Annotated in this window: 20 protein-coding genes; 11 read left to right on the forward strand and 9 right to left on the reverse strand. The window is 69.9% G+C overall.

Annotation, left to right across the window (positions count from 1 at the left end):
- Positions 1-34: 34 nt before the first annotated feature.
- Positions 35-487 carry a winged helix-turn-helix transcriptional regulator gene (locus tag BKK79_RS03125; RefSeq protein ID WP_071037083.1) on the reverse strand — a complete coding sequence of 151 codons (453 nt, stop codon included), beginning with the start codon at positions 485-487 and terminating at the stop codon, positions 35-37.
- Between the two features lie 294 nt (positions 488-781).
- Between BKK79_RS03125 and BKK79_RS03130 the strand changes: the two genes are divergently transcribed.
- Both BKK79_RS03130 and BKK79_RS03135 read left to right on the forward strand, forming a co-directional pair.
- A complete protein-coding gene (locus tag BKK79_RS03130; RefSeq protein ID WP_071037084.1) occupies positions 782-1,075 on the forward strand; it encodes a DUF1330 domain-containing protein in 294 nt (97 codons plus the stop codon).
- 29 nt (positions 1,076-1,104) lie between these two features.
- Positions 1,105-1,503, forward strand: coding sequence for a DUF6176 family protein (locus BKK79_RS03135; protein ID WP_198173309.1), 399 nt, complete (start codon positions 1,105-1,107; stop codon positions 1,501-1,503).
- A gap of 12 nt (positions 1,504-1,515) precedes the next feature.
- On the opposite strand, the gene BKK79_RS03140 is transcribed toward BKK79_RS03135, so the two are convergent.
- Entirely contained in the window at positions 1,516-2,133 is a 618-nt protein-coding gene (locus BKK79_RS03140) for a class I SAM-dependent methyltransferase (RefSeq protein WP_071038408.1), read from the reverse strand.
- Positions 2,134-2,528: 395 nt separating this feature from the next.
- Here BKK79_RS03140 and BKK79_RS03145 point away from each other — a divergent pair, with 395 nt between their 5' ends.
- Positions 2,529-4,409 carry an ABC transporter ATP-binding protein gene (locus BKK79_RS03145; protein ID WP_071037086.1) on the forward strand — a complete coding sequence of 627 codons (1,881 nt, stop codon included), beginning with the start codon at positions 2,529-2,531 and terminating at the stop codon, positions 4,407-4,409.
- Positions 4,410-4,435: 26 nt separating this feature from the next.
- Here the strand turns inward: BKK79_RS03145 and BKK79_RS03150 are convergent, their stop codons facing one another.
- Both BKK79_RS03150 and BKK79_RS03155 read right to left on the reverse strand, forming a co-directional pair.
- Positions 4,436-5,080 carry a VC0807 family protein gene (locus tag BKK79_RS03150; protein WP_071012429.1) on the reverse strand — a complete coding sequence of 215 codons (645 nt, stop codon included), beginning with the start codon at positions 5,078-5,080 and terminating at the stop codon, positions 4,436-4,438.
- Positions 5,081-5,228: 148 nt separating this feature from the next.
- Positions 5,229-5,510 (reverse strand): hypothetical protein, encoded by a 282-nt coding sequence (locus BKK79_RS03155; protein WP_071037087.1) that lies wholly within the window; start codon positions 5,508-5,510, stop codon positions 5,229-5,231.
- Between the two features lie 189 nt (positions 5,511-5,699).
- Between BKK79_RS03155 and BKK79_RS03160 the strand changes: the two genes are divergently transcribed.
- The 3 genes from BKK79_RS03160 to BKK79_RS03170 all read left to right on the forward strand — a co-directional run bounded on the left by BKK79_RS03160 (position 5,700) and on the right by BKK79_RS03170 (position 8,179).
- Complete coding sequence (locus BKK79_RS03160; protein WP_084084468.1) at positions 5,700-6,470, forward strand: 2OG-Fe(II) oxygenase; 771 nt, start codon at positions 5,700-5,702, stop codon at positions 6,468-6,470.
- A 113-nt stretch (positions 6,471-6,583) separates the two neighbouring features.
- Positions 6,584-7,711 (forward strand): bifunctional DNA-binding transcriptional regulator/O6-methylguanine-DNA methyltransferase Ada, encoded by a 1,128-nt coding sequence (gene ada, locus BKK79_RS03165; RefSeq protein ID WP_232346264.1) that lies wholly within the window; start codon positions 6,584-6,586, stop codon positions 7,709-7,711.
- A 78-nt stretch (positions 7,712-7,789) separates the two neighbouring features.
- Positions 7,790-8,179 (forward strand): hypothetical protein, encoded by a 390-nt coding sequence (locus BKK79_RS03170; protein ID WP_071037088.1) that lies wholly within the window; start codon positions 7,790-7,792, stop codon positions 8,177-8,179.
- Positions 8,180-8,191: 12 nt separating this feature from the next.
- On the opposite strand, the gene def is transcribed toward BKK79_RS03170, so the two are convergent.
- The 4 genes from def to smc all read right to left on the reverse strand — a co-directional run bounded on the left by def (position 8,192) and on the right by smc (position 15,873).
- Positions 8,192-8,725 carry a peptide deformylase gene (def, locus tag BKK79_RS03175; protein WP_071012426.1) on the reverse strand — a complete coding sequence of 178 codons (534 nt, stop codon included), beginning with the start codon at positions 8,723-8,725 and terminating at the stop codon, positions 8,192-8,194.
- A complete protein-coding gene (ligA, locus tag BKK79_RS03180; RefSeq protein WP_084084470.1) occupies positions 8,722-10,914 on the reverse strand; it encodes an NAD-dependent DNA ligase LigA in 2,193 nt (730 codons plus the stop codon). Before ligA ends, def begins: the two co-directional genes overlap by 4 nt.
- A gap of 14 nt (positions 10,915-10,928) precedes the next feature.
- Positions 10,929-12,263 carry a cell division protein ZipA C-terminal FtsZ-binding domain-containing protein gene (locus BKK79_RS03185; RefSeq protein ID WP_071037089.1) on the reverse strand — a complete coding sequence of 445 codons (1,335 nt, stop codon included), beginning with the start codon at positions 12,261-12,263 and terminating at the stop codon, positions 10,929-10,931.
- A 91-nt stretch (positions 12,264-12,354) separates the two neighbouring features.
- Entirely contained in the window at positions 12,355-15,873 is a 3,519-nt protein-coding gene (smc, locus tag BKK79_RS03190; RefSeq protein WP_071037090.1) for a chromosome segregation protein SMC, read from the reverse strand.
- A gap of 420 nt (positions 15,874-16,293) precedes the next feature.
- Between smc and BKK79_RS03195 the strand changes: the two genes are divergently transcribed.
- Positions 16,294-17,121 (forward strand): ferritin-like domain-containing protein, encoded by an 828-nt coding sequence (locus BKK79_RS03195; RefSeq protein WP_071012421.1) that lies wholly within the window; start codon positions 16,294-16,296, stop codon positions 17,119-17,121.
- On the opposite strand, the gene BKK79_RS03200 is transcribed toward BKK79_RS03195, so the two are convergent.
- Positions 17,115-18,059, reverse strand: coding sequence for a DMT family transporter (locus BKK79_RS03200; RefSeq protein WP_071012419.1), 945 nt, complete (start codon positions 18,057-18,059; stop codon positions 17,115-17,117). The genes BKK79_RS03195 and BKK79_RS03200 overlap by 7 nt on opposite strands.
- A gap of 192 nt (positions 18,060-18,251) precedes the next feature.
- On the opposite strand from BKK79_RS03200, the gene dapC reads away from it, so the two are divergent.
- From dapC to BKK79_RS03220, 4 genes are all read left to right on the forward strand, one after another.
- Positions 18,252-19,454 carry a succinyldiaminopimelate transaminase gene (dapC, locus tag BKK79_RS03205; protein ID WP_071037091.1) on the forward strand — a complete coding sequence of 401 codons (1,203 nt, stop codon included), beginning with the start codon at positions 18,252-18,254 and terminating at the stop codon, positions 19,452-19,454.
- A gap of 78 nt (positions 19,455-19,532) precedes the next feature.
- Positions 19,533-20,360: a 2,3,4,5-tetrahydropyridine-2,6-dicarboxylate N-succinyltransferase gene (dapD, locus tag BKK79_RS03210; RefSeq protein ID WP_071012414.1), complete on the forward strand. Its 828-nt coding sequence runs from the start codon at positions 19,533-19,535 to the stop codon at positions 20,358-20,360.
- A 104-nt stretch (positions 20,361-20,464) separates the two neighbouring features.
- A complete protein-coding gene (locus BKK79_RS03215) occupies positions 20,465-20,821 on the forward strand; it encodes a hypothetical protein (RefSeq protein ID WP_197523973.1) in 357 nt (118 codons plus the stop codon).
- Between the two features lie 82 nt (positions 20,822-20,903).
- Entirely contained in the window at positions 20,904-21,251 is a 348-nt protein-coding gene (locus tag BKK79_RS03220) for an ArsC family reductase (protein ID WP_071037092.1), read from the forward strand.
- Positions 21,252-21,298: the final 47 nt, after the last annotated feature.

The following is a 21,298-nucleotide window of genomic DNA, read 5'->3' on the forward strand; positions in this document are numbered from 1 at the left end:
GGCGGGCCGGATGGCCCCGGAACGCCCGGCCGCGTCAGGCCGGCACGTCTTTCACCACCACGGTATCGTCCGGCCCGAGCAGGCGCCCGTCCTGCGCGCGCAATTCCAGGTGCCGTACCGGCTGCGCGTGCTCGCGGTCGAGCAGGCGCACCGCGGGCCGGTCCGCGCCGAAGCAATAGTCCTCGCCCCACTGGCGCAGCGCCACCAGCACCGGGAACAGGCCGCGCCCCTTCTCGGTCAGCTGGTACTCGTGATAGGCGCTGCCATCGGATGCCGGCGCGGTGGCCAGGATGCCGTGCTCCACCAGGTTGCGCAGGCGCGCCGACAGGATGTTGCGGGCCAGTCCCAGGCTGCGCTGGAACTCGCCGAAACGGCGCAGGCCCTCGAAGGCGTCGCGGATGATCAGCAGCGACCACCAGTCGCCGATCGCATCCAGCGGCCGCGCCACCGGGCAGCCTGCTTCCTTGTGGCTGGTCCGTTTGACCATCGTTGCTCTTGCCTCCCTCTCACTCGTCGTCGTTGCAGCAGCGCCTGGCTGCCGCGGCGCCATTAGTTGCATTTTAAAACTGACAAAGCGGTGCGGGCAACGCAATGCCCATCCGTTCCGGCCCGTTTTCCGTTCGAGATCGGGAAAGAACGCCTTCGGCGATGCGGAATACCGGACCACGGGCAGCCGGCTGCACTCCGTAGTACCATCGTCGGCACCCCGCATGCATCGCTGCGAGCCGGCGCCGGCCTCCCCATGCGCCTGCCTCCCCACGTGCCGCGACCCGGAGTCCACATGCCCGTCTATCTGCTTGCCCAGCTAACGTTCACCCAGCGCGCTGCCTACGACCGCTACCAGGCGCGCTTCATGGAAGTGTTCCGCCGCTTCGACGGGCGCCTGCTGGTGGCCGACGAACATCCGCTGCGCCTGGAAGGCGAATGGGAGCGCGACAAGGTGGTCATGATGTCGTTTCCCGATGAGGCCGCCGCGCGCCGCTTCTCCGAGTCACCCGAGTACCAGGAGATCGCCAAGGACCGCAAAGCCGGCGCCGATGCCATCGTGCTGTTGCTGCACGGCCTGCCCGGCTGAGCTGCGCAGAGATCGGCCCCGCACCCGCCATGTCCACGCCAATGCTGCCGATGTGCGCCCGCATCCGGCTCAAACCCGGCTCGCTGCCGCGCGTACGCGAATGGGCCGCCCATTTGCGCGAGCACCGTGCCGAAGCGCTGCGCACGCTCGCGGCCGAGGGCGTCTCGATCGAATCCGTCTTCCTGGACTCCAGCGCGGATGGCGATTTTCTCGTCTACTACATGCGCGCCGCCTCCGAAGCGCAGGCCCGCCAGGCCGCACAGGCGTCCACCGCCGCCATCGACGACTACCATCGGGCCTTCAAGCGCGACACCTGGGCGCAGCTCACCCGCCTGGAACTGCTGGTCGACCTGCAGTGCGAGGCCGGCCCCTCGCCGCAAGGTGATGCGGGGCCAGCCGATACTGCCCGCGCCCGCACTGACGGCTAACCGCGCGCGGGACTAGATGGCGCCGGCAGGCTGCGGCGAGAACGCCAGCACGCTCCACCGCACGCTGTCGTGGAACAGGCTCGCGCGCGCGCCGCGATGGCGCAGCGCCAGGCCGTTGGCCGCCGCCAGCGCGACCGTCTCGTCGGCGTCGACCTGGAACATGCGGCGCCCCGCCGGCACCGGTCCGTGCCGCAGTGTCAGCACCAGCAGCCCGCCGGGCGCCAGCAGCGCCGACACCGCCGCCATCGCCTGCGGGCGCTCGGCGCCGTCGAGATGCATCCACACGGCGATGCACAGGATCAGGTCGAAACGCGTGCCGCCGGCGCGCACCTGCGCGAGCGCCGGCAGATGGTCGTCGACCCACTCGATCGGCTGCGCGCCATGGCGGCGCCGGCCTTCCTCGCGCAGGCCGGCGGTCGGCTCGACCGCCACCACGCGATGCCCGCGCCCGGCCAGCGCGGCGGCGTCGCGTCCGGAACCGGCACCGATGTCCAGGACCCGGCAAGGGCGATCGGGAAAGAGCGGCAGCACCTCGCGATGCACCGCTTCGAACGCGACGCTCTCGAAACGCTGCGCGAGCACCTCGGACTCGTCTTGGTAGCCGGCGGTACCGGCGATCATGGCGGACATGGCGGACATAGCGGCCTGGAAGGAAGGGACAGGGGCGGCCAGTGTAGCGCCCCGCGGCAACGGCCGGAGGATGCACCGGGCCGTGTCCATGCACCAGCTTGCAGCGCGCCGGGCACGGCGGTAGAATCGATTCACCAGACGCGCGCATGGTCGCGCGTCTTGCGTTCCGACCCACACTTCACTCACCCAGGGAGGCGTCCGATGGCAGACATCATGTGCAGCGCCTTTCCAGGCGTGACCCCACGGCGCCACTAGGCCGCCGGCCACGCGGCGCCGCCCGCCGGCACCGCTCCGCTCCAGACCGCCCTTCCCTCGCCGCCCCAGCGGCATGCCGGGCCGTCTCCGTTCCATCCTAGTCCGACGATCCAGGCGCCGCGCGTGCCTGGCTACCACAAATGGCTCGCAAGAAACTCGACCTGCGGGGACAGGCCTTCCAGGACGTCCTGCGCTTCACCTTCCGCCATTGGGCCCGCCAGCCCTGGCGCATCCTGCTGATCGCGCTGCTGGCGCTGCTGTCGGCCTGCGCCGACGTGCTGACACCGCTCTACGCCGGGCGCCTGATCGACGCGCTGGCCGCCGGCACCGGCACCGCCCGGCCGGCAGCGCTGGGCGCCTTCACGCTGCTGGTGTCGCTCGGCGTGGCCGGCACGCTGCTGCGCCAGGCGGTGTTCCAGAACATCATCGTGCTGACGCTGCGCATGATGAGCCAGATCGCCGCCAATGCCTTCCAGCGCGTGCAGCGCTTCTCCACCGACTGGCATGCCAACAGCTTCGCGGGTTCCACCGTGCGCAAGATCACGCGCGGCATGTGGGCGCTCGATCTGCTCAACGACACCCTGCTGATCGCCCTGCTGCCCTCGCTCACCATGCTGGTCGGCGCCACGGTGCTGCTCGGCATCCGCTGGCCGATGATGGGCGCGGTGGTCGGGCTGGGCTCCGTGCTCTATATCGCTGTCACGGTCGCGCTGTCGCTCGGCTTCGTCGCGCCGGCGGCGCGCCTCGGCAATGCCTGGGACACCCGCATGGGCGGCGCCCTGGCCGATGCGGTCGGCTGCAACGCGGTGGTCAAGGCCTTCGGCGCCGAAACGCGCGAAGAAGCCAGGCTGGCGCGCGTGATCGCCAAATGGCGCCAGCGCACGCGCCGCACCTGGGTGCGCGGCACCATCAACGGCGGCGTGCAGGGCACCATGCTGGTGGCCATGCAGGCCGCCATCCTCGGCGCCGCATTGTGGCTGTGGGCACGCGGGCAGGCCAGCGTGGGCGACATCACCTTCGCCCTGACCATGTTCTTCATGCTGCAGGGCTACCTGCGCGACGTCGGCATGCATATCCGCAACCTGCAGCGCTCCGTCAACGACATGGAAGAACTGGTCGCGCTGGAAGCGCAGCCGCTCGGCGTGGAAGACCGCCGCGGCGCCGGCCCCATCCGCATCCGCGACGGCGAGATCCGCTTCGAGCAGGTGACCTTCCGCTACGGCGCGCTGGAGAAGCCGCTCTACGCCGGGCTCTCGGTGCGCATCGCCCCGGGTGAACGGATCGGCCTGGTGGGCCACTCCGGCTCGGGCAAGACCACCTTCGTCAAGCTGATCCAGCGGCTCTACGACATCGACGGCGGGCGCATCACCATCGATGGCCAGGACATCGCGCTGGTCGAGCAGGCCTCGCTGCGCGCGCAGATCGCCATCGTGCAGCAGGAGCCGGTGCTGTTCCACCGCACGCTGGCGGAGAACATCGCCTACGCCCGCCCCGGTGCCAGCCGCGCCGAGATCGAGCGCGCGGCGCGCCTGGCCAACGCGCACGAGTTCATCCAGGCCCTGCCCAAGGGGTATGACACACTGGTGGGCGAGCGCGGCGTCAAGCTGTCCGGCGGCGAGCGCCAGCGCGTGGCTCTGGCACGCGCCTTTCTCGCCGACGCGCCCGTGCTGATCCTGGACGAGGCCACTTCCAGCCTGGACAGCGAAAGCGAGGTGCTGATCCAGCAGGCCATGGAACGGCTGATGGTGGGCCGCACCACGCTGGTGGTGGCGCACCGGCTGTCGACGGTGCGCGCGCTGGACCGTCTGCTGGTGATGGACAAGGGCCGCATCGCCGAGGAAGGCAGCCATGACGAGCTGATCCGGCGCGAGCACGGCCTCTATCGGCGCCTGTTCGAGCGCCAGGCGCTGGAGCTGAACGCGGGGCTCGCACAGCCGGCAGCGGTGCCGCTCGGCGCAACGCCTCCCTGGCGCCAGCGCGGCAGCATCGCACAAGCCGAGCCGGCCGTCGGCCTGCCCTGAAGCCGGCCGCCGGACGCGGCACGCCGTCAGCGAATCGACGGCGTGCCGGCGGCCACGACGATCTCGCCGCGCCGCCGCATGCGTTCGCGGCACCACAAGGTCCAGGCGATCAGCCCGCCGTACAGCGCGTAGCCGATCAACGGCGACAGCACCAGGTAGCGTTCGATGGGCCAATGCCAGGCCAGCCAGGCACGCAGCAGGTTCTCGCCGGTCAGGCCGAGGCCCCACACCAGGGTGATCTGTCTCAGGGCCACCCGCAGGCTGGCGCGCTCCTGCCACAGCGATTCGAAACGCACGTGGCCATCCGCGCTTTCGCGCGCGAACGTGGCCCGCGCCAGATAGAAAACCAGCGTACGCCGGCAGCCCAGCGACAGCAGGAAGACGATGCCGACCACGCCCGAGACCAGCGATTCGCGCAGCAGCAGCAGGCGCGGGCTGCCGCCCAGCATCATCGCTGCCAGCGACAGGCCGATGCCGAGCAGTACCACCGCGCTGACGGCATCGACGCGGCGCGTGCGCGCGAACTCCATGGCGCTCCAGGCCACCGGCGGCACGGCCGATGCGTACAGGGCCCCCGCCATGCCCCAATGCGGCAAGGCGAGCCGGTAGGCGAGCCAGGGGAGCAAGAGATTGGCCCCCAGCTCGGCGGCCGGGCCTGCGCGCAGCTTCATCATGGTTCCGGTCGTGGGCGTCACGCGGAGCGGGAGTTGCTAGCAGTATAGGTGGCCGGCAATTGCCGGCCAGCGCACTCGGCGCGCCAGCTCACATCACGCCGGGGCCCGGGCCCGCGTCCGGGCCGCTGTATCCGGGTAGCCGCGATCAGGCCGCGGCGTCGCCGAGCCCGCGCTGGATCACTTCGGTCAGCAGGCCGGTCATCCCTTCGGCATGGTCCGCCGCCAGGGCATTCAGGCGGACCACCAGGTCCTTGTCCAGCTTGCAGGCGAACGGCACCAGGCCCTTGGCCTGGTCCAGCTTACGCTGCTCGCGGCGATCGACCGGGGCGTCCGCGGTCTTGCCGAAGCGGTCGGCCGTCGCCTGCTTCATCTTGTTGGTGAGCTTGAGTGCCTTGTTCTTCTCAAGATCGGTCTTTTTCATTGCCATGCGGACTACCTCTGCGGGAAACGGAAACCCCGCATTGTACGCATCGCGCCGGCGCGTGGCGGGAGCGGCTGTACAGTCAGCGCAGTCAGCCACGGCGAGCAGCCGGCAAATTCGACCGCAAGCGACGGAGTGCGCGCTCGGCGCATGCCCGTCTAGCATGGAAGCCGGAACATCGAACAGGAGACCAGGATGCCTGCCTGGCAGTCCACGCCGGCCACCGCCGTGCCTCAAGCCGCACCCGCCGACACCGCGGCCGCCGCCCTCGCCCGCCTGCAGGCGTTCGACTGGCAACAGGTGGGCGTCGAGCTCGACCTGCACGGCCATGCCGTCCTGCCCGCCGTGCTGGCGCCACCGGCATGCCGCGCCCTGGCCGCGCTGTACGCGCAGGAAGGGCCCTTCCGCAGCCGCGTGGTGATGGCCCGCCACGGCTTCGGACGCGGCGAATACCAGTACTTCGCCTACCCCTTGCCCGCCCCGCTCGCCGCCCTGCGCAGCGCGCTCTACGCCCGGCTGGCGCCGACCGCCAACCGTTGGAACGCGGCCATGGGACTGGCACCGCGCTACCCCGCCGCTCACGCGGAGTTCCTCGCCCGCTGCCATGGCGCGGGCCAGCTGCGGCCGACACCGCTGCTGCTGCGCTATGGCCCCGGCGACTACAATTGCCTGCACCAGGACCTCTATGGCGAGCATGTTTTTCCGCTGCAGGTCGCCATCCTGTTGTCGGCACCTGACACGGACTTCACCGGTGGTGAGTTCGTGCTGACGGAGCAGCGCCCGCGCATGCAGTCGCGTGCCGAGGTGGTGCCGCTCACCCAAGGCGATGCCGTCGTCTTCGCCGTCAGCCAGCGCCCGGTGACAGGCGGCCGCGGCGTCTACCGCGTCAACCTGCGCCACGGCGTGAGCCGGCTGCGCTCAGGCCAGCGCTTTACCCTGGGCATCATCTTCCATGATGCTGAATAGACCGGAATTGGCTGGCCGGTGCGCGAATTCGAGCGCAAGCGCCGGAGTGCGGCATCGCCGCGCGCGCCCTATACAGTCGAACCCGAGACCACTGCTTGCCAAGGATGAAGAGGATGAACGCGATCGTGAGCACAGGCATGAGGACAAAGCAGGCTGCCAAGCGCGCCGCCGGCGTGGCCGGCACCCAGGCCCGCCACAGCGTCGCCGAGGATCCTCGCTGGGCCAAGGTATTGGCGCGCGACCCGGCTGCCGACGGCGAGTTCGTCTATGCGGTGCGCACCACCGGCATCTACTGCCGCCCGAGCAGCCCCTCGCGGCTGCCGCGGCCGGAGAACGTCGAGTTCTTCGCCACGGCCGCCGAGGCCGAGGCGGCCGGCTACCGCGCCAGCAAGCGCGCCGAGGACGATGCCGCCGAAACCGGTGCGCGGCATGCGGCCATCGTCGCCGCCGCCTGCCGCCGCATCGAGGCGGCCGACACGCCGCCAACGCTGGAGACCCTGGCTGCGCAGGCCGGCCTCAGCCTCTATCACTTCCATCGCATCTTCAAGTCGCTCACCGGGCTGACGCCCAAGGCCTTTGCCGACGCGCATCGCGCGCGGCGCCTGCGCCAGCGGCTGGGACAGGCGGCCACGGTCACCGAGGCCATCTACGACGCCGGCTTCCAGTCCAACAGCCGTTTCTATGCGGCCTCGGACGGCATGCTGGGGATGACCGCCAGCCGCTGGCGCGCGGGCGGCGCCGACATGGCGATCCGCTTCGCCATCGGGCAGTGCTCGCTCGGGGCCATCCTGGTGGCGCAGAGCCAGCGCGGCGTCTGCGCCATCCTGCTCGGCGACGACCCGGACGCCCTCGCGCGCGAATTGCAGGACCAGTTCCCCAAGGCCGAGCTGATCGGCGGCGATTCAGGTTTCGAACAATTGGTGGCGCGCGTGGTCGGCTTCATCGAGGCGCCGTCGATCGGCCTGGACCTGCCGCTGGACCTGCGCGGCACCGCCTTCCAGCTGCGTGTGTGGCAGGCGCTGCGCGAGATCCCGCCCGGCACCACGGCCAGCTACGCTGAGATCGCCGCCCGCATCGGCGCGCCCAAGGCGGTGCGGGCGGTGGCCCAGGCCTGCGCCGCCAACCACCTGGCGGTGGCGATCCCCTGCCACCGCGTGGTGCGCAGCGATGGTGCGCTGTCCGGCTACCGCTGGGGCGTGGAGCGCAAACGCGAGCTGATCGGGCGGGAAGCGCTGGCCTGAACCGGTGCCGGCGGCCGCGCTTGCGGGCGGCCACGGCAAGGCGCATGCTGGAAGCCTGTCCGCTTCCGGAGAGCTGCCATGCCTGAACCGCTGACCCGGCTGCTGGCGGCGGTGCTGATCGCCCTGGCCGTGCTGAAGCTGTGCGCGGTCCTGCTGGCGCCGCAGGGATGGCTGCACGCCATGCGCCGGCTCTATGCCCGCCCGGCGCTCCTGGCCGCGCTGGCCTATGTACTCGCGGCGCTGGTGCTGTACGCCCTGCTGGCTTCCGGCCTGTCGATCGTGCAGATCCTGGCGGTCTGCCTGTTCATGGCGCTGCTGACGATGGCGGGCATGGTGCCGCTGGCACCACGCCTGCTCGAGGCCATGGCTGAGCCCGGCGCGCTGCGCAGGATGATGCGCGCGCAATGGCTCTATGTGCTGGTCTGGCTGGCGCTGCTGGCCTGGGGACTGGCCGCCATGCTGGCCTGAGCGCCGCCCGCGTCAGTCCTCGGCGTTGGGCGGCAGCTCGGGGAACAGCACCTCGGTGAAGCCGAAGCGCGTGAAGTCGCGCACCCGCATCGGGTAGAGGATGCCTTGCAGGTGGTCGCATTCGTGCTGCACGACGCGCGCGTGGAAGCCCTCCGCCTCGCGCTCGATGCGGTTGCCCTGCAGATCGTAGCCGCAGTACTTCAGCCGCGTATAGCGCGGCACCACGCCACGCAGGCCCGGCACCGACAGGCAGCCTTCCCAGCCGTCCTCCTGCTCATCGCCGAGCGGCGTCAGCTCGGGATTGATCAGCACCGTCTTGGGTACGGCCGGCGCGCCCGGATAGCGCGGATTGCGCTCGAAGCCGAAGATCACCACCTGCAGCCCGACGCCGATCTGCGGTGCCGCCAGGCCGGCGCCGTTGGCATGGTCCATGGTGTCGAACATATCCTCGACCAGCGTGCGCAGCTCCGGCGTGTTGAAGCGCGCGACCGGGCGCGCCACCTGCAACAGGCGCGGATCGCCCATCTTGAGGATGTCATGGATCATGCCTGTTCTCCGTGGTCGGGCTGCGCGGAAGGCGCGGAATCAGAGGGATCGGAAGGTTCGGAAGCATCGGGGGCGGGCTCGGGATCCGCGCCATGGGCACCGGCCAGCAGCGCCAGCATGCCGTCCTCGTCGAGCACGGCCACACCCAGCGCCTGGGCCTTTTCGAGCTTGCTGCCGGCTTCGGCGCCCGCCACCACGTAGTCCGTCTTCTTCGACACCGAACCGGCCACCTTGGCGCCGGCGGCTTCCAGGCGCTCCTTGGCCTCTTCGCGCGACAGCGTCGGCAGCGTGCCGGTCAGCACGAAGGTCTTGCCAGCCAGCGGCGCGGGTGCGCGCGCCTGCGGTTCGCTCTCGGGCCAATGCACGCCGGCCGCGCGCAGTTGTTCGATCACCTCGACATTGTGCGCCTCGGCGAAAAAGTTGACGATGGACTGCGCCACCACCGGGCCCACGTCATTGACCTCGAGCAGGGCTGTCTCGTCGGCTGCCATCAGCCCGTCGAGCTTGCCGAAGTGGCGCGCCAGGTCCTTGGCGGTCGCTTCGCCGACGTGGCGGATACCCAGCGAGAAGATAAAGCGGTTGAGCGTAGTGGCGCGCGCGCCTTCGATCGCCGCCACCAGGTTGGCGGCCGACTTGTCGGCCATGCGATCGAGCGCGGCCAGCTTGGCCACGCCCAGCTTGAACAGGTCGGCCGGGGTGCGCACGATGCCCTGGTCGACGAGCTGTTCGACCACCTTGTCGCCCAGCCCCTCGATGTCCATGGCGCGCCGCTGCGCAAAGTGCAGCAGGGCCTGCTTGCGCTGGGCGGCGCAGATCAGGCCGCCGGTGCAGCGAGCGATGGCCTCGCCCTCCAGGCGCTCGATATGCGAGCCGCACACCGGGCAGGCGGTCGGCATGACGAAGGCGCGCGCATCGGCGGGCCGGCGCTCCAGCACCACGCCCACCACCTCCGGGATCACGTCGCCGGCGCGACGCACGATCACGGTGTCGCCGACATGGACGTCCTTGCGCCGTACCTCGTCCTCGTTGTGCAGCGTGGCATTGGTCACGGTGACGCCACCGACGAAGACGGGAGCCAGCCGCGCCACCGGCGTGATGGCCCCGGTGCGGCCGACCTGCACCTCGATGTCCTCGACCACGGTGGTCATTTCCTGTGCCGGGAACTTGTGCGCCAGGGCGAAGCGCGGCGCACGCGAGACGAAGCCCAGGCGCTCCTGCTCGGCCAGCGCATTGACCTTGTAGACCACGCCGTCGATGTCGTACGGCAACTGGTCGCGCCGCGCGCCGACGCCGCGGTAGAAGTCCAGCAAGCCCTGCGCGCCCCGCACCACCGCGCGCTCCTGGCACACCGGCAGGCCGAGCGCGGCAAAGCCGTCCAGCATCTGGCTGTGGGTATCCGGGCGCGGCGCGCCCTGCAGCTCGCCGATGCCGTAGGCGAAGAAGGACAGCGGGCGCCGCGCGGTGATGCGCGGATCGAGCTGGCGCAGGCTGCCGGCCGCGGCATTGCGCGGATTGACGAAGGTCTTCTCGCCGGCCTCGGCCTGGCGCGCGTTGAGCCGGTCGAAGTCGGCGCGGAACATCAGCACCTCGCCGCGCACCTCCAGCACCGCCGGTGCCTGGCCGCGCAGGCGCAGCGGGATGCTCTTGATGGTGCGCACATTGGCAGTCACGTCCTCACCGGACTCGCCGTCGCCACGCGTGGCAGCCTGCACCAGTTGCCCGTTCTCGTAGCGCAGCGACATCGCCAGTCCGTCGAACTTGAGCTCGCAGGCGTACTCGACGGCGGCCGCGGCCGAGAACAGGTCGGGCTCGCCGGCGCCCGCCGGCTCGAGCCCGAGGCCCTGGGCGCAGCGCCGGTCGAAGGCGAGCACGTCCTCGTCCTCGAAGCCGTTGTTCAGCGACAGCATGGGGATGGCGTGGCGTACCGTGGCGAACGCCGCCAGCGGTGCGCCGCCGACGCGCTGGGTCGGCGAATCGGGGTGCAGCAGCTCGGGGTGCTCGGTCTCGATCTGCTGCAGCTCGCGGAACAGCGCGTCGTAGTCGGCATCCGGCACGGTGGGCGCATCGAGCACGTAGTACTCGTAGTTATAGCGCTCCAGCGTCTCGCGCAACCAGTCAGCGCGGGCGGCCGGCGATGCGGCGGCGGGCGCGGAGGCCTGGGCCTGCGCGCCGGTTCGGGTTCCGGTCATGGTGTCGCTCCGGACTAGTTGCTGAACAGCCGCAGCGCGACCGGCGAGCCGGCGGGCATGCCGCGCGCCTCGAGCTTGTCGTACAGCACTTCGAGCTGGCCGAAGATGGCGATGAAGGAAGCCTCGCTCAGCGGACGCATATTGTCGTCGACCAGGCGCGCACCCATGCGCTGCGCCAGGCTGTGGCCATATTCGCAGACCGTCTTGAAGGGCTTGCTGGCGCGCGCCACCTGCGGCACGTCGAGCAGCAGCGTGATCTGGCGCCCGGCCTTGACGGTCAGGTCATCGCGCAGGAAGTTGGTATCGCCGAACTGCAGCGTGAAGAGCGCGCGCTGCACGCCGTCCGCACCCGCCAGGTAGCGCGTGAAACGCGTGCCGTCGCGCGACAGCACCAGGCCGTCCTGGGTGGCAACGGTCTGCACGTAGGCGGCCGACCAGGGTGCCCCGTCGGAGATCACATTGACGCCGAGCTGGACGTCGCAGCTCGCGGCAAAGCTGTCGAGCTCGCGTCCGTTGGCCACCGACTCGCTCATGTCGGGCAGGTCGGTCGCGCCATCGAGGGCCTCGGCCAGCCCCTGCACCGCGTTGACGAACTCGGAGAACTCCAGCGCGTTGAGCGGACCGGAGCGGTTGGCCAACTGCACCGCCACCTGCAGGTCCTCGTACTGGTGCCCCGCCGTGACCACTTCCCAGGCGTTGGCCTCGGCATGCAGGCCCTCGATATGAACCTGCTTGGTGCCGGCGCGGCGCAGCCGCCCGGTCAGCGGCAGGATGCGGTCGCCGGAGGCCTTGCGCTCCAGGTGCAGCGGCACGATGCAGTCGACCAGCGGGTCGATGACGGCGGGAAGCGGCTGGCCTTCGAGCGCCTCGGGCGCCGTATCCTGCAGATGCTGCTGCACCGTCGCAGCCGGCTCGGCCTCGTCGCCCCGGTCCGCTGTCGCAGTGGCTTCGGTGCCTTCGCCGTTCGTGGCAGCGACATTGGCCGCCACGGCCACTTCATCGGCCAGCGCCTGGTCGGCGTCGGTCGAGGCAGCGGCGCCGATCGCGGCCGCCGCATCGAGCGGCGAGGCCGACAGCGTCGGCTCGCGGCGCTGCGCCGCCGGCGCAGGTTCGCTTTCCTTGGCGGCGGCGGGCGCGGGCCGGTCCGGCATGGACGGCGCCTTGGCGGATGCGGCGGGATAGTCGGCGCCGGGCGGCAGGTCGAAGGTGGGCTCGCGCATCGGCGCCACATCGTCATCCGGCTGCAGCGCGCGAGGGCGGCGGGCCTTGCGGATCTGCCACTGGTTGTAGACGACGACCAGCAGCAGCAGGACGAGACCGGCGACGATCAGGGCGGTTTGCAGGTCCATTTATGCTGCGGCTCCCTTGAGGATGTTGTTGTGCATCGAGATTGCGAGAATTCTGGTCCCCGCCGGGCGCGCCGCGCCACGGCGGGTGGGATCAGGCGGCTTCTTCCACCATCGACATCGCGGCGTCCATGTCCACCGCGACGATACGCGACACGCCCTGCTCCTGCATCGTCACGCCGATCAGTTGCTGGGCGATTTCCATCGCGATCTTGTTGTGGGAGATGAAGACGAACTGCGTCTTGTTCGACATGCGTGCCACCATCTTCGCATAGCGATCCGTGTTGGCATCGTCCAGTGGTGCGTCCACCTCGTCGAGCAGGCAGAACGGCGCGGGATTCAGCTGGAACATGGCGAACACCAGCGCGATCGCGGTCAGGGCCTTCTCACCGCCCGACAGCAGGTGGATGGTGGAGTTCTTCTTGCCGGGCGGCTGCGCCATCACCTGCACGCCGGCATCGAGAATCTCTTCGCCTGTCATGATCAGGCGGGCCTGTCCGCCACCGAACAACTGCGGGAACAGTTCACCGAAGTGCATATTGACCTGGTCGAAGGTGCCCTGCAGCAGCGAACGGGTTTCCTGGTCGATCTTGTTGATGGCGTCTTCCAGGGTGTTGATGGCGTCGTTCAGGTCCGCTGACTGCGCGTCCAGGAAGGTCTTGCGCTCGCGCGCCGTGGCCAGTTCGTCGAGCGCAGCCATGTTGACCGGGCCCAGCGCATTGATGGCGTTGTTGATGCGGGTGACCTCGCCCTGCAGCCAGGCCGGCTTCAGGTCGGCGTTCAGCTTGCCGGCCAGCGCCGCCTCGTCGACCCCGGCCTCGGTGAGCTGCTCGGCAAACTGCTCCTGGTTCAGGCGCGCGGCCTGCTCCTTCAGCTGGAATTCGGTGATGCGGTCGCGCAAGGGTTGCAGGCTGCGCTCGGCGGCCAGGCGCTGCTCGTCGAACTGGCGCAGCTGCGCCGACAGCGAGTCGAGCTCGACGCGCGCCGTGTTCAGCCTGGCTTCCTTCTCAGCACGCACTTCCAGCGCTTCCTGCAGCCCGGTATGCGCGGTCTGCTCGTTGATGGTCTCCAGCTCGGCGCGCGCGTTCTCGAGCGACTCGGCGATACGTTCGCTCTGGTCGGATGCCACCTGGATATTGCGGCGCAGCTCTTCGATGCGGCTGCCCAGGTTGCGCTCGGAAAAGACCGCCTCCTGCGCCGCGCGCTCCAGCTCGCGCAGTTGCTGGCGTGCCGCCGCGAGGCGCCCGTCCAGCGCTTCGAAGGCGCCCTGGTGCGCTTCGTGGGCGGCCTGCTGGTCGGCTAGCGCGGCATCGTGCTGCTCGAAACTCGCCTCCGACTCGGCGCGGATGGCGCGCTGCTCCTCGACCTGGGCGGCGATCTCCTCCAGATCCGCGCGGATCTGGCTGCTGCGCGCAGCATAGCGCTCCATCGCCTGGGACAGCTTGAGCACGTCCATCTGCAGCGCATGCACGCGCCGCGTGGCCTGCTCGCTGGCGGTGCGCGCCTCGACCAGCACGCGGCTGGCGTGCGTGTGCGCGGTCTCCGCGCGTACCGACTGCGTCTTGGCCTCTTCGGCCAGCAGCGCCTGTGCGCGCACCTGCTTCTCCAGGTTCTCGATCTCCTGGGCACGCGCCAGCATGCCGGCCTGCTCGGAATCGGCCGCATAGAGCTGCACGCCGCTGCGGCCGACCAGGTGGCCTTCGGCCACCACGAAGGTGGCGCCCTCGGGCAGCGTGGCGCGCGCCGCCAGCGCCGCGTCGACGTCAGCGGCGGTATAGACGTTGGCGAGCCAGTCCTGCATCACCGCGCGGATGCCCGGCTCGGCGATCTGCAGCAGGGCCATCAGCGGGCGCAGGCCCGGCGTTGCTTCCTGGGGCCGTGCCGCGGCGGGTGGCGCATAGAAGGCCAGCTTGGCGGGCGGCGCGTCGGACAGGAAGGCCTTGACCGCGTCCAGGCCGGAAACCTCGAGCGCCGCCAGCTTCTCGCGCAGCACCGACTCCAGTGCATTCTCCCAGCCGGGCTCGATATGGATCTTCTTCCACAGCCGCGGCAATTCGGCCAGCCCGTGGCGGGCCAGCCACGGCTGCACCTTGCCCTCGGTCTGCACGCTCTCCTGCAGTTGCCGCAGCGCGGCCAGGCGCGCCTCCAGCGCGGCGATGGCCGCGGCCTCGCCCTGCACACGCTCCTGCGCGGCACGGCGCTCGGCGTCGAGGCGCGGCAGGCTTTCCTCCGCTTCGGCCAGCGCGGCCTGCGCTTCCTCCAGCACGGCTTCCTGCTCAGCCAGGTCCGCGCGCAACTCTTCCAGGCGCACGTCGTCGGGGCGGTCGAGCCCCTTCTCTTCGCCGGACAGGCGCTCGCGGCGCTGCTCGAGCTGCTGCAGCATCTGGTCGGCGCTGCGCTGCTGCGCAGCCTCCAGCTTCAGCGCCTGCTCGGCCTGGATGATGCCGGCGCGCTGCTCGTTGAGCAGTCGCTGCGCCTCGCGCCACTGGGCCTCGAGCGCCGGCAGTTCGTCACTGCGCTGGGCCAGGGTGTCCTGCGCCTCGATCGTGCGTCCCTCGGACAGCGCCAGCTCTTCCTCGGCCTGCGCCAGGTCCTCCGAGGCCTGCTCGGCCTTGTCGCGCCACTGCTCGCCCTGCGCCGACAGCGCCGCGATCTGGGCCTGCACGCGGTTGCGCGATTCCACCACGTAGCGGATCTCGGCCTCCAGCTTGCTGACCTCGGCATTGGCCTCGTACAGCGCGCCCTGGGCGGCATGCATATTGTCGGAGGCCGCATAGTGCGCGGCGCGCATGGTCTCCAGTTCAGCCTCGACATGGCGCAGCTGGGCGGTCTGGGCCTCCAGGTCGACCTGGGCCTGCCCGACGGCGCGTTGGTGGCGTTCCTGCTCGCCCAGCGCCTCGCGCTTGCGCAGCATCCACAGCAGGTGCTGCTTCTCCTCGCCGTCGGCCTGCAGCGCCTTGAAGCGCTGCGCCACCTCGGCCTGGCCTTCGAGCTTCTCCAGGTTGTTGCCCAGCTCGCGCAGGATGTCCTCGACACGCGTCAGGTTCTCGCGCGTGTCGGACAGCCGGTTCTCGGTCTCGCGCCGGCGTTCCTTGTACTTGGAAACGCCCGCGGCCTCTTCAAGGAAGATGCGCAGGTCCTCGGGCTTGGCCTCGATGATGCGCGAGATCATGCCCTGTCCGATGATGGCGTAGGCGCGCGGGCCCAGGCCCGTGCCCAGGAAGATGTCCTGGATGTCGCGCCGGCGCACCGGCTGGTTGTTGATGTAGTAGGACGAGGTGCCGTCGCGCGTCAGCACGCGCTTGACCGCCACCTCGGCGTATTGGCTCCACTGGCCGTTGGCGCGGCCTTCGCTGTTATCGAAGACCAGTTCGACGCTGGCCCGGCCGGCTTGCTTGCGCGCGGTCGAGCCATTGAAGATGACGTCCTGCATGGACTCGCCACGCAGTTCCGAGGCACGCGACTCGCCCAGCACCCAGCGCACCGCGTCGATGATGTTCGATTTGCCGCAGCCGTTGGGTCCGACGATGCCGACCAGTTGGCCCGGCACTTGAAAATTGGTGGGATCGACGAAGGACTTGAAGCCCGCCAGTTTGATCGAGGACAGTCGCACGGTTGGTCGTGTGGATTCGGCGTAGGAAAGCGTTCGAGGAAACGGGCTGCCGCCGGGCGCCCGGCAACTCGTGCGACATCGCGAAAAAGTGAATTTCGGATCGCATTCAGCCCTGGCGTGCCCGTTGGCTGGCGCTAATCATACCATCGCCCATCCCGCATCCGGCCGGCTTTTCACGGCTTCCCGGCATCACTTTCCCTGCTGGATCGGCCATTTACGGGCGTTCCTGCGAGCACTTTCTCACCTGCCCGCCACCCCGCGCCGCGCCATGACCGCCGGCTGTCATGGCCGGCAGGCAGGAGGACAAGAAACTTATCAGGGTTGATGCTAGTCTCTGAATTGACAGCGTGACCCCGGATGCCCACCCCGAGCCGGAACCCTTGCGACGCGCCCGCGCGTCCTTTCCTGGGAGGACCAAGCATGACCGCATCTTCACCGACCCGCCTGCCGTGGTCAGTCGGAGAGATCGACTACGAAGCCATCGACACGGCGCGAATACGTCCCGACCGGCTCCTGTTCTATCTGCTGACCGCCTCCTCCTTCATCGAGAGCGGCTCCGACACCTACGCCGGCAATCTCGCCTCCTACTACGCCGACGTGCCGCAGGCCGCCTCATGGCTCGAGCGGCACTGGGAAGCCGAGGAACTGCAGCACGGACTGGCGCTGCGCCGCTACGTGGAGCACGTCTGGCCGGAGTTCGACTGGGAGCGTGGCTACGCACGCTTCTTCGAGGAATACCGCGTGACCTGCTCGATCGACAATTTCGAGCCCACCCATGCCCTGGAGATGGTGGCACGCTGCGTGGTGGAGACCGGCACCGCCACGCTCTACCGCGCCATCGAGCAAGCCACCGACGAGCCCGTGCTGCGCGACCTGAGCCGGCGCATCGCCAATGACGAAGTCCGCCACTACAAGCATTTCTTCCGCTATTTCAACGACTTCCGCCTCCAGGAGCAGGTCGGGCGCGGGCGCGTGCTGGGAGCGCTGGCGCGCCGCCTGCTGGAGATCAAGAACGAGGATGCCGAGATCGCACTGCGCAACGTGCTGCGCATCGAACGCGGCACCGAGGCGGTGTCCGACCGCGAAGTGCGCCAGTTGAATTCACAGGTCAGCGCCATCGTGCGGCGCCACCTGCCGGTCGATATGGCGGTCAAGATGCTGCTGCGCCCGCTGCACCTGCACAGTGGCGTGGAACGGGCCATCCGCCGCCCGCTGATCGCCCTGGTTTCCCGCGCGATGCTTCACTGAGCGGGGCCGCGTGCCGCGCGCGGCCGGTGCACCAGCCCGGACAGCGCCCCCGCCGCGACGATGCACAGGCCTCCCGCCCCCTCCTTCCAGCTCAGGGTTTCCGCGGCCAGCCACCACGAGGACAGGGCCGCCACCACGATCTCGAACAGCATCAGCAGCGACACCCGGTTGGCCGGCAGCCGCTGCAACCCGTACTGCACGATGGCGTTGCCAAGCACCAGGGTGCCCGCCAGCGCCACCGCCAGCAGCAGCACCGCGCCTTCGCGCCCGGCCGCCGGCCCCGCCAGTGCCGGCTCCAGCCACAGCGCGCAAGGTGCGCTGACCGCCACACTACCCAGGAACACCGCCACGGTACGCACGCGCCCATCGACCTGGGGCAGGCGCTGCCCGGCGTGACGCGACAGCACATTGTTGACGGCAAAGCCCATGCCCGCCACCAGCCCGGCCCATTCCGCCAGGTTGGCGGGCAAGGGCACGCCGGCCTGCGGCGACCACAGCATCAGGCCGGCGCCGCCCAGCGCCAGCGCCACAAGGCCGAAGCCGGTGGCCGACAGGCGCTCGCCGAGCCACAGGCGCGCGAACAACGCGGTCCAGACCGGGGTCAGGTAGAACAGCAGCAGCACGCGCATGACGTGGCCGTTGACGCTGCCCCAGACGAAGCCGGCGTTGGTGATGCCGGCGGCCGCGCCGATCGCCAAGAACAACCAGGACTGGCGCAGCCCGCCCAGGTGGCGGCGGAAGGCCAGCATGGCGATGGCGGCCGCGATCAGGCTGACCAGCGCCGCCGCGCGCAGGCCGCCCAGGCCCCAGCCGGCCAGCACGCGATAGGGAAACCAGGCGATGCCCCATACCGAAGCGCCCAGCAGGATGGACAGCGAGGACTTGACGGGATCGTGGTCGGCAGCGCCGGGCTGCAAGGCAAGGGACGAAGGGCTCATCGGACCCGGGAATGACGGATGGAATTGGAAAACGGCAACGGAAAACGGGGATCCGGCAGCACGCAGCGGACATCACGGTACCGTGATGCGCGCCATCCTGGCGGGCGCCGCCCCCGCGCGGGAGCGGCGCGCCCGGCGATGGGCCCTGTTCCTCTATAATGTCCGGTTTCAACCGGCCCACCACCACAGAACGTGAATCCGCGCCTCGACCTGCTCCAGCCCTACCCGTTCGAGAAACTGCGTGCGCTGTTCGCGGACGTGAAGCCCGATGCCGCCAGGACGGCGATCAGCTTCGGCATCGGCGAACCCAAGCATCCCACGCCCGAGTTCATCAAGACGGCGCTGGCCGAGTCGCTGGCGGGGCTGGCGAATTATCCCACAACGGCAGGCTCCGACGCGCTGCGCCAGGCCATCGCCGCCTGGCTCGAGCGCCGCTACGGCCTGCCCGCGGTGAACCCGGCCAGCGAAGTGCTGCCGGTGACCGGCTCGCGCGAAGCGCTGTTCGCCTTTGCCCAGACCGTGGTGGACGGCAGCAAGCCCGGCGCGCTGGTGTTGTGCCCGAATCCCTTCTACCAGATCTACGAAGGCGCAGCCCTGCTGGCCGGCGCCACCCCGGTGTTCGCCAACAGCGATCCGGCGCGCAACTTCGCGCCCGCCTTCGACCGCATCGACGACGCCACCTGGTCGCGCGTGCAGCTGGCCTACGTCTGCTCGCCGGGCAACCCCACCGGCGCGGTGCTGTCGCTGGAAGACTGGCAGCAGCTGTTCGCCCTGTCGGACCGCCACGGCTTCGTGATCGCCTCGGACGAGTGCTACTCGGAGATCTACTTCGACGAGGGCCGCGCCCCGCTGGGCGCGCTGGAAGCCGCCCGCAAGCTGGGCCGCGGCTTCGAGCGGCTGGTGATGTTCTCCAGCCTGTCCAAGCGCTCGAACGTGCCCGGCCTGCGCTCGGGTTTCGTCGCCGGCGACGCCGCGCTGCTGAAGAAATTCCTGCTGTACCGCACCTACCATGGCGGCGCCATGAACCCCGCGGTGCAGGCGGCCAGCGTGGCGGCCTGGAACGACGAGGCCCATGTGCGCGACAACCGCGCCGCCTACGGGCGCAAGTTCAGCGAGGTGACGCCGCTGCTGGCCGAAGTGCTGGACGTGGCGCTGCCCGACGCCGGCTTCTACCTGTGGGCCGACGTCTCCCGCACCGGCCTGAGCGACACCGAGTTCGCCACGCGCCTGCTGGCTGCGCAGAACGTCACCGTGCTGCCGGGCAGCTACCTGGCGCGCGAGGCCGGCGGCATCAATCCGGGTGCCAACCGGGTGCGCATGGCGCTGGTCGCCACCCCCGAGGAATGCCTGGAGGGCGCACGCCGCATCGTGGAATTCTGCAAGGCACCGGGCTGAGCGCCGGCCCCCGCACCGGAAGCCCAGCAACCGGACCCGAGACTGTTGTAGACAACGCTTAACCATCAAGAAACGCATATGACGCAAGCACTGCAAGCCCTGATCGACCAGGCCTGGGAAGACCGCGCCAGCCTGTCGCCGAAGTCCGCCCCCAACGATATCCGCGAAGCGGTGGCCAGCGTCATCGGCCAGCTCGATGCCGGCACGCTGCGCGTGGCCGAGAAGCAGGGCAAGGACTGGATCGTCAACCAGTGGATCAAGAAGGCCGTGCTGCTGTCCTTCCGCCTGGAAGACAACGCACCGATGGGCGCCGGCGGCTTCACCCAGTTCTACGACAAGGTGCCGAGCAAGTTCGCCGACTGGAGCGCCGACGACTTCGCCAAGGGCGGCTTCCGCGTGGTGCCGCCGGCCGTGGCCCGCCGCGGCTCCTTCATCGCCCGCAATGCGGTGCTGATGCCCTCCTACGTCAACATCGGCGCCTACGTCGACGAAGGCACCATGGTCGACACCTGGGCCACCGTCGGTTCCTGCGCACAGATCGGCAAGAACGTGCACCTGTCCGGCGGCGTCGGCATCGGCGGCGTGCTGGAGCCGCTGCAGGCCAACCCGGTCATCATCGAGGACAACTGCTTCATCGGCGCGCGCTCGGAGGTTGTCGAAGGCGTGATCGTCGAGGAGAACTCGGTCATCTCGATGGGCGTGTACCTGGGCCAGTCGACCAAGATCTACGACCGCGAGACCGGCGAGATCCACTATGGCCGCGTGCCCGCCGGCTCGGTGGTGGTGGCGGGCAACCTGCCGTCGAAGGACGGCAAGTACAGCCTGTACTGCGCGGTGATCGTCAAGAAGGTGGACGCGCAGACGCGCGCCAAGACCAGCCTGAACGACCTGCTGCGCGGCGACTGAACGTCGGCGCGCGATGCGCCGGCCCCCGCGCGGCCGCCCCGGCGGACGCAGCGTGGCGGCAGGCGCCGCGCGAGATGATCGTGCCCTCCCTGCGCAAGCGCATCATGGCCCTGGATCCCGCCACCGTCAGCACCGTCCTGTCGCTGCTGCCGACCATTCTCGAGCAGGCCAACAAGACCATCGAGAAGATCAAGAAGGGGCGCCGCCGCGAAGACGGGGCGCCAGGCGCGGCGGAGCCGCGCGACCCGGCCGCGCGCCTCGCCGAGCTCGAGTCGGCCGCCATGCAGCAGGCCGAGGCGGTCAAGCTGCTGGCCGAGCAGCATGCCATCACCATCGACGCGCTGCGCAAGGAGGCTGCGCGGCTCGACCGCCGGCTGCGCCTGATGACGGCGGTGGCGATGGCCGGCGTGGCGCTCGGCATCGGCGCGCTGGTGGTCTCGCTGAACCTGCTGCTGCGCTGAAGGTGGCGCCAGCCATCCCGCACGACCGGAGCCGGGCCACCCGCCCGGCTCCTTCCCCGCAATATCCGCTGAGGCAAGCTCCATGACCGTCCAGCTCTACGGCATCCCCAACTGCGACACCGTCAAGAAGGCCCGCACCTGGCTCGACGGCAACAGCGTCGCCTATTCCTTCCACGACTTCAAGAAGCAAGGGGTCAGCGAAGCCTTGCTGCGCGGCTGGCTCGCACAGGTTCCGCTCAGCACCCTGCTCAACCGCAAGGGCACCACCTGGCGTGCGCTGTCGGACGCCGACAAGGCGCGCGCCGAGGACGAGGCCGGCGCCATCGCGCTGATGCAGCAGAGCCCCTCGCTGATCAAGCGCCCCGTGCTGGAACACGGCGGCAAGGTTGCCGTGGGCTTCAGCGCCGACCAGTACGCCACCCTGTTCTGAAACCGGCCGGGCCGGCGGCCTTGCCCTGCCGCCGGCCCGGACAGCGT

The organism is Cupriavidus sp. USMAA2-4, assembly GCF_001854305.1.
Classification (GTDB): Bacteria; Pseudomonadota; Gammaproteobacteria; order Burkholderiales; family Burkholderiaceae; genus Cupriavidus; species Cupriavidus malaysiensis.

What these genes read in the sequence shown, in the direction of transcription:
- BKK79_RS03200 (WP_071012419.1), bottom strand. Translation starts at nt 18,059, where the DNA reads ATGAGCCCTTCGTCCCTTGCCTTGCAGCCCGGCGCTGCCGACCACGAT.
- def (WP_071012426.1), bottom strand. Translation starts at nt 8,725, where the DNA reads ATGATCCATGACATCCTCAAGATGGGCGATCCGCGCCTGTTGCAGGTG.
- BKK79_RS03130 (WP_071037084.1), top strand. Translation starts at nt 782, where the DNA reads ATGCCCGTCTATCTGCTTGCCCAGCTAACGTTCACCCAGCGCGCTGCC.
- BKK79_RS03125 (WP_071037083.1), bottom strand. Translation starts at nt 487, where the DNA reads ATGGTCAAACGGACCAGCCACAAGGAAGCAGGCTGCCCGGTGGCGCGG.
- BKK79_RS03170 (WP_071037088.1), top strand. Translation starts at nt 7,790, where the DNA reads ATGCCTGAACCGCTGACCCGGCTGCTGGCGGCGGTGCTGATCGCCCTG.
- BKK79_RS03135 (WP_198173309.1), top strand. Translation starts at nt 1,105, where the DNA reads ATGTCCACGCCAATGCTGCCGATGTGCGCCCGCATCCGGCTCAAACCC.
- BKK79_RS03160 (WP_084084468.1), top strand. Translation starts at nt 5,700, where the DNA reads ATGCCTGCCTGGCAGTCCACGCCGGCCACCGCCGTGCCTCAAGCCGCA.
- BKK79_RS03150 (WP_071012429.1), bottom strand. Translation starts at nt 5,080, where the DNA reads ATGAAGCTGCGCGCAGGCCCGGCCGCCGAGCTGGGGGCCAATCTCTTG.
- BKK79_RS03145 (WP_071037086.1), top strand. Translation starts at nt 2,529, where the DNA reads ATGGCTCGCAAGAAACTCGACCTGCGGGGACAGGCCTTCCAGGACGTC.
- BKK79_RS03195 (WP_071012421.1), top strand. Translation starts at nt 16,294, where the DNA reads ATGACCGCATCTTCACCGACCCGCCTGCCGTGGTCAGTCGGAGAGATC.
- BKK79_RS03220 (WP_071037092.1), top strand. Translation starts at nt 20,904, where the DNA reads ATGACCGTCCAGCTCTACGGCATCCCCAACTGCGACACCGTCAAGAAG.
- dapD (WP_071012414.1), top strand. Translation starts at nt 19,533, where the DNA reads ATGACGCAAGCACTGCAAGCCCTGATCGACCAGGCCTGGGAAGACCGC.
- BKK79_RS03155 (WP_071037087.1), bottom strand. Translation starts at nt 5,510, where the DNA reads ATGGCAATGAAAAAGACCGATCTTGAGAAGAACAAGGCACTCAAGCTC.
- BKK79_RS03215 (WP_197523973.1), top strand. Translation starts at nt 20,465, where the DNA reads ATGGCCCTGGATCCCGCCACCGTCAGCACCGTCCTGTCGCTGCTGCCG.
- ligA (WP_084084470.1), bottom strand. Translation starts at nt 10,914, where the DNA reads ATGACCGGAACCCGAACCGGCGCGCAGGCCCAGGCCTCCGCGCCCGCC.
- BKK79_RS03185 (WP_071037089.1), bottom strand. Translation starts at nt 12,263, where the DNA reads ATGGACCTGCAAACCGCCCTGATCGTCGCCGGTCTCGTCCTGCTGCTG.
- BKK79_RS03140 (WP_071038408.1), bottom strand. Translation starts at nt 2,133, where the DNA reads ATGTCCGCCATGATCGCCGGTACCGCCGGCTACCAAGACGAGTCCGAG.
- ada (WP_232346264.1), top strand. Translation starts at nt 6,584, where the DNA reads ATGAACGCGATCGTGAGCACAGGCATGAGGACAAAGCAGGCTGCCAAG.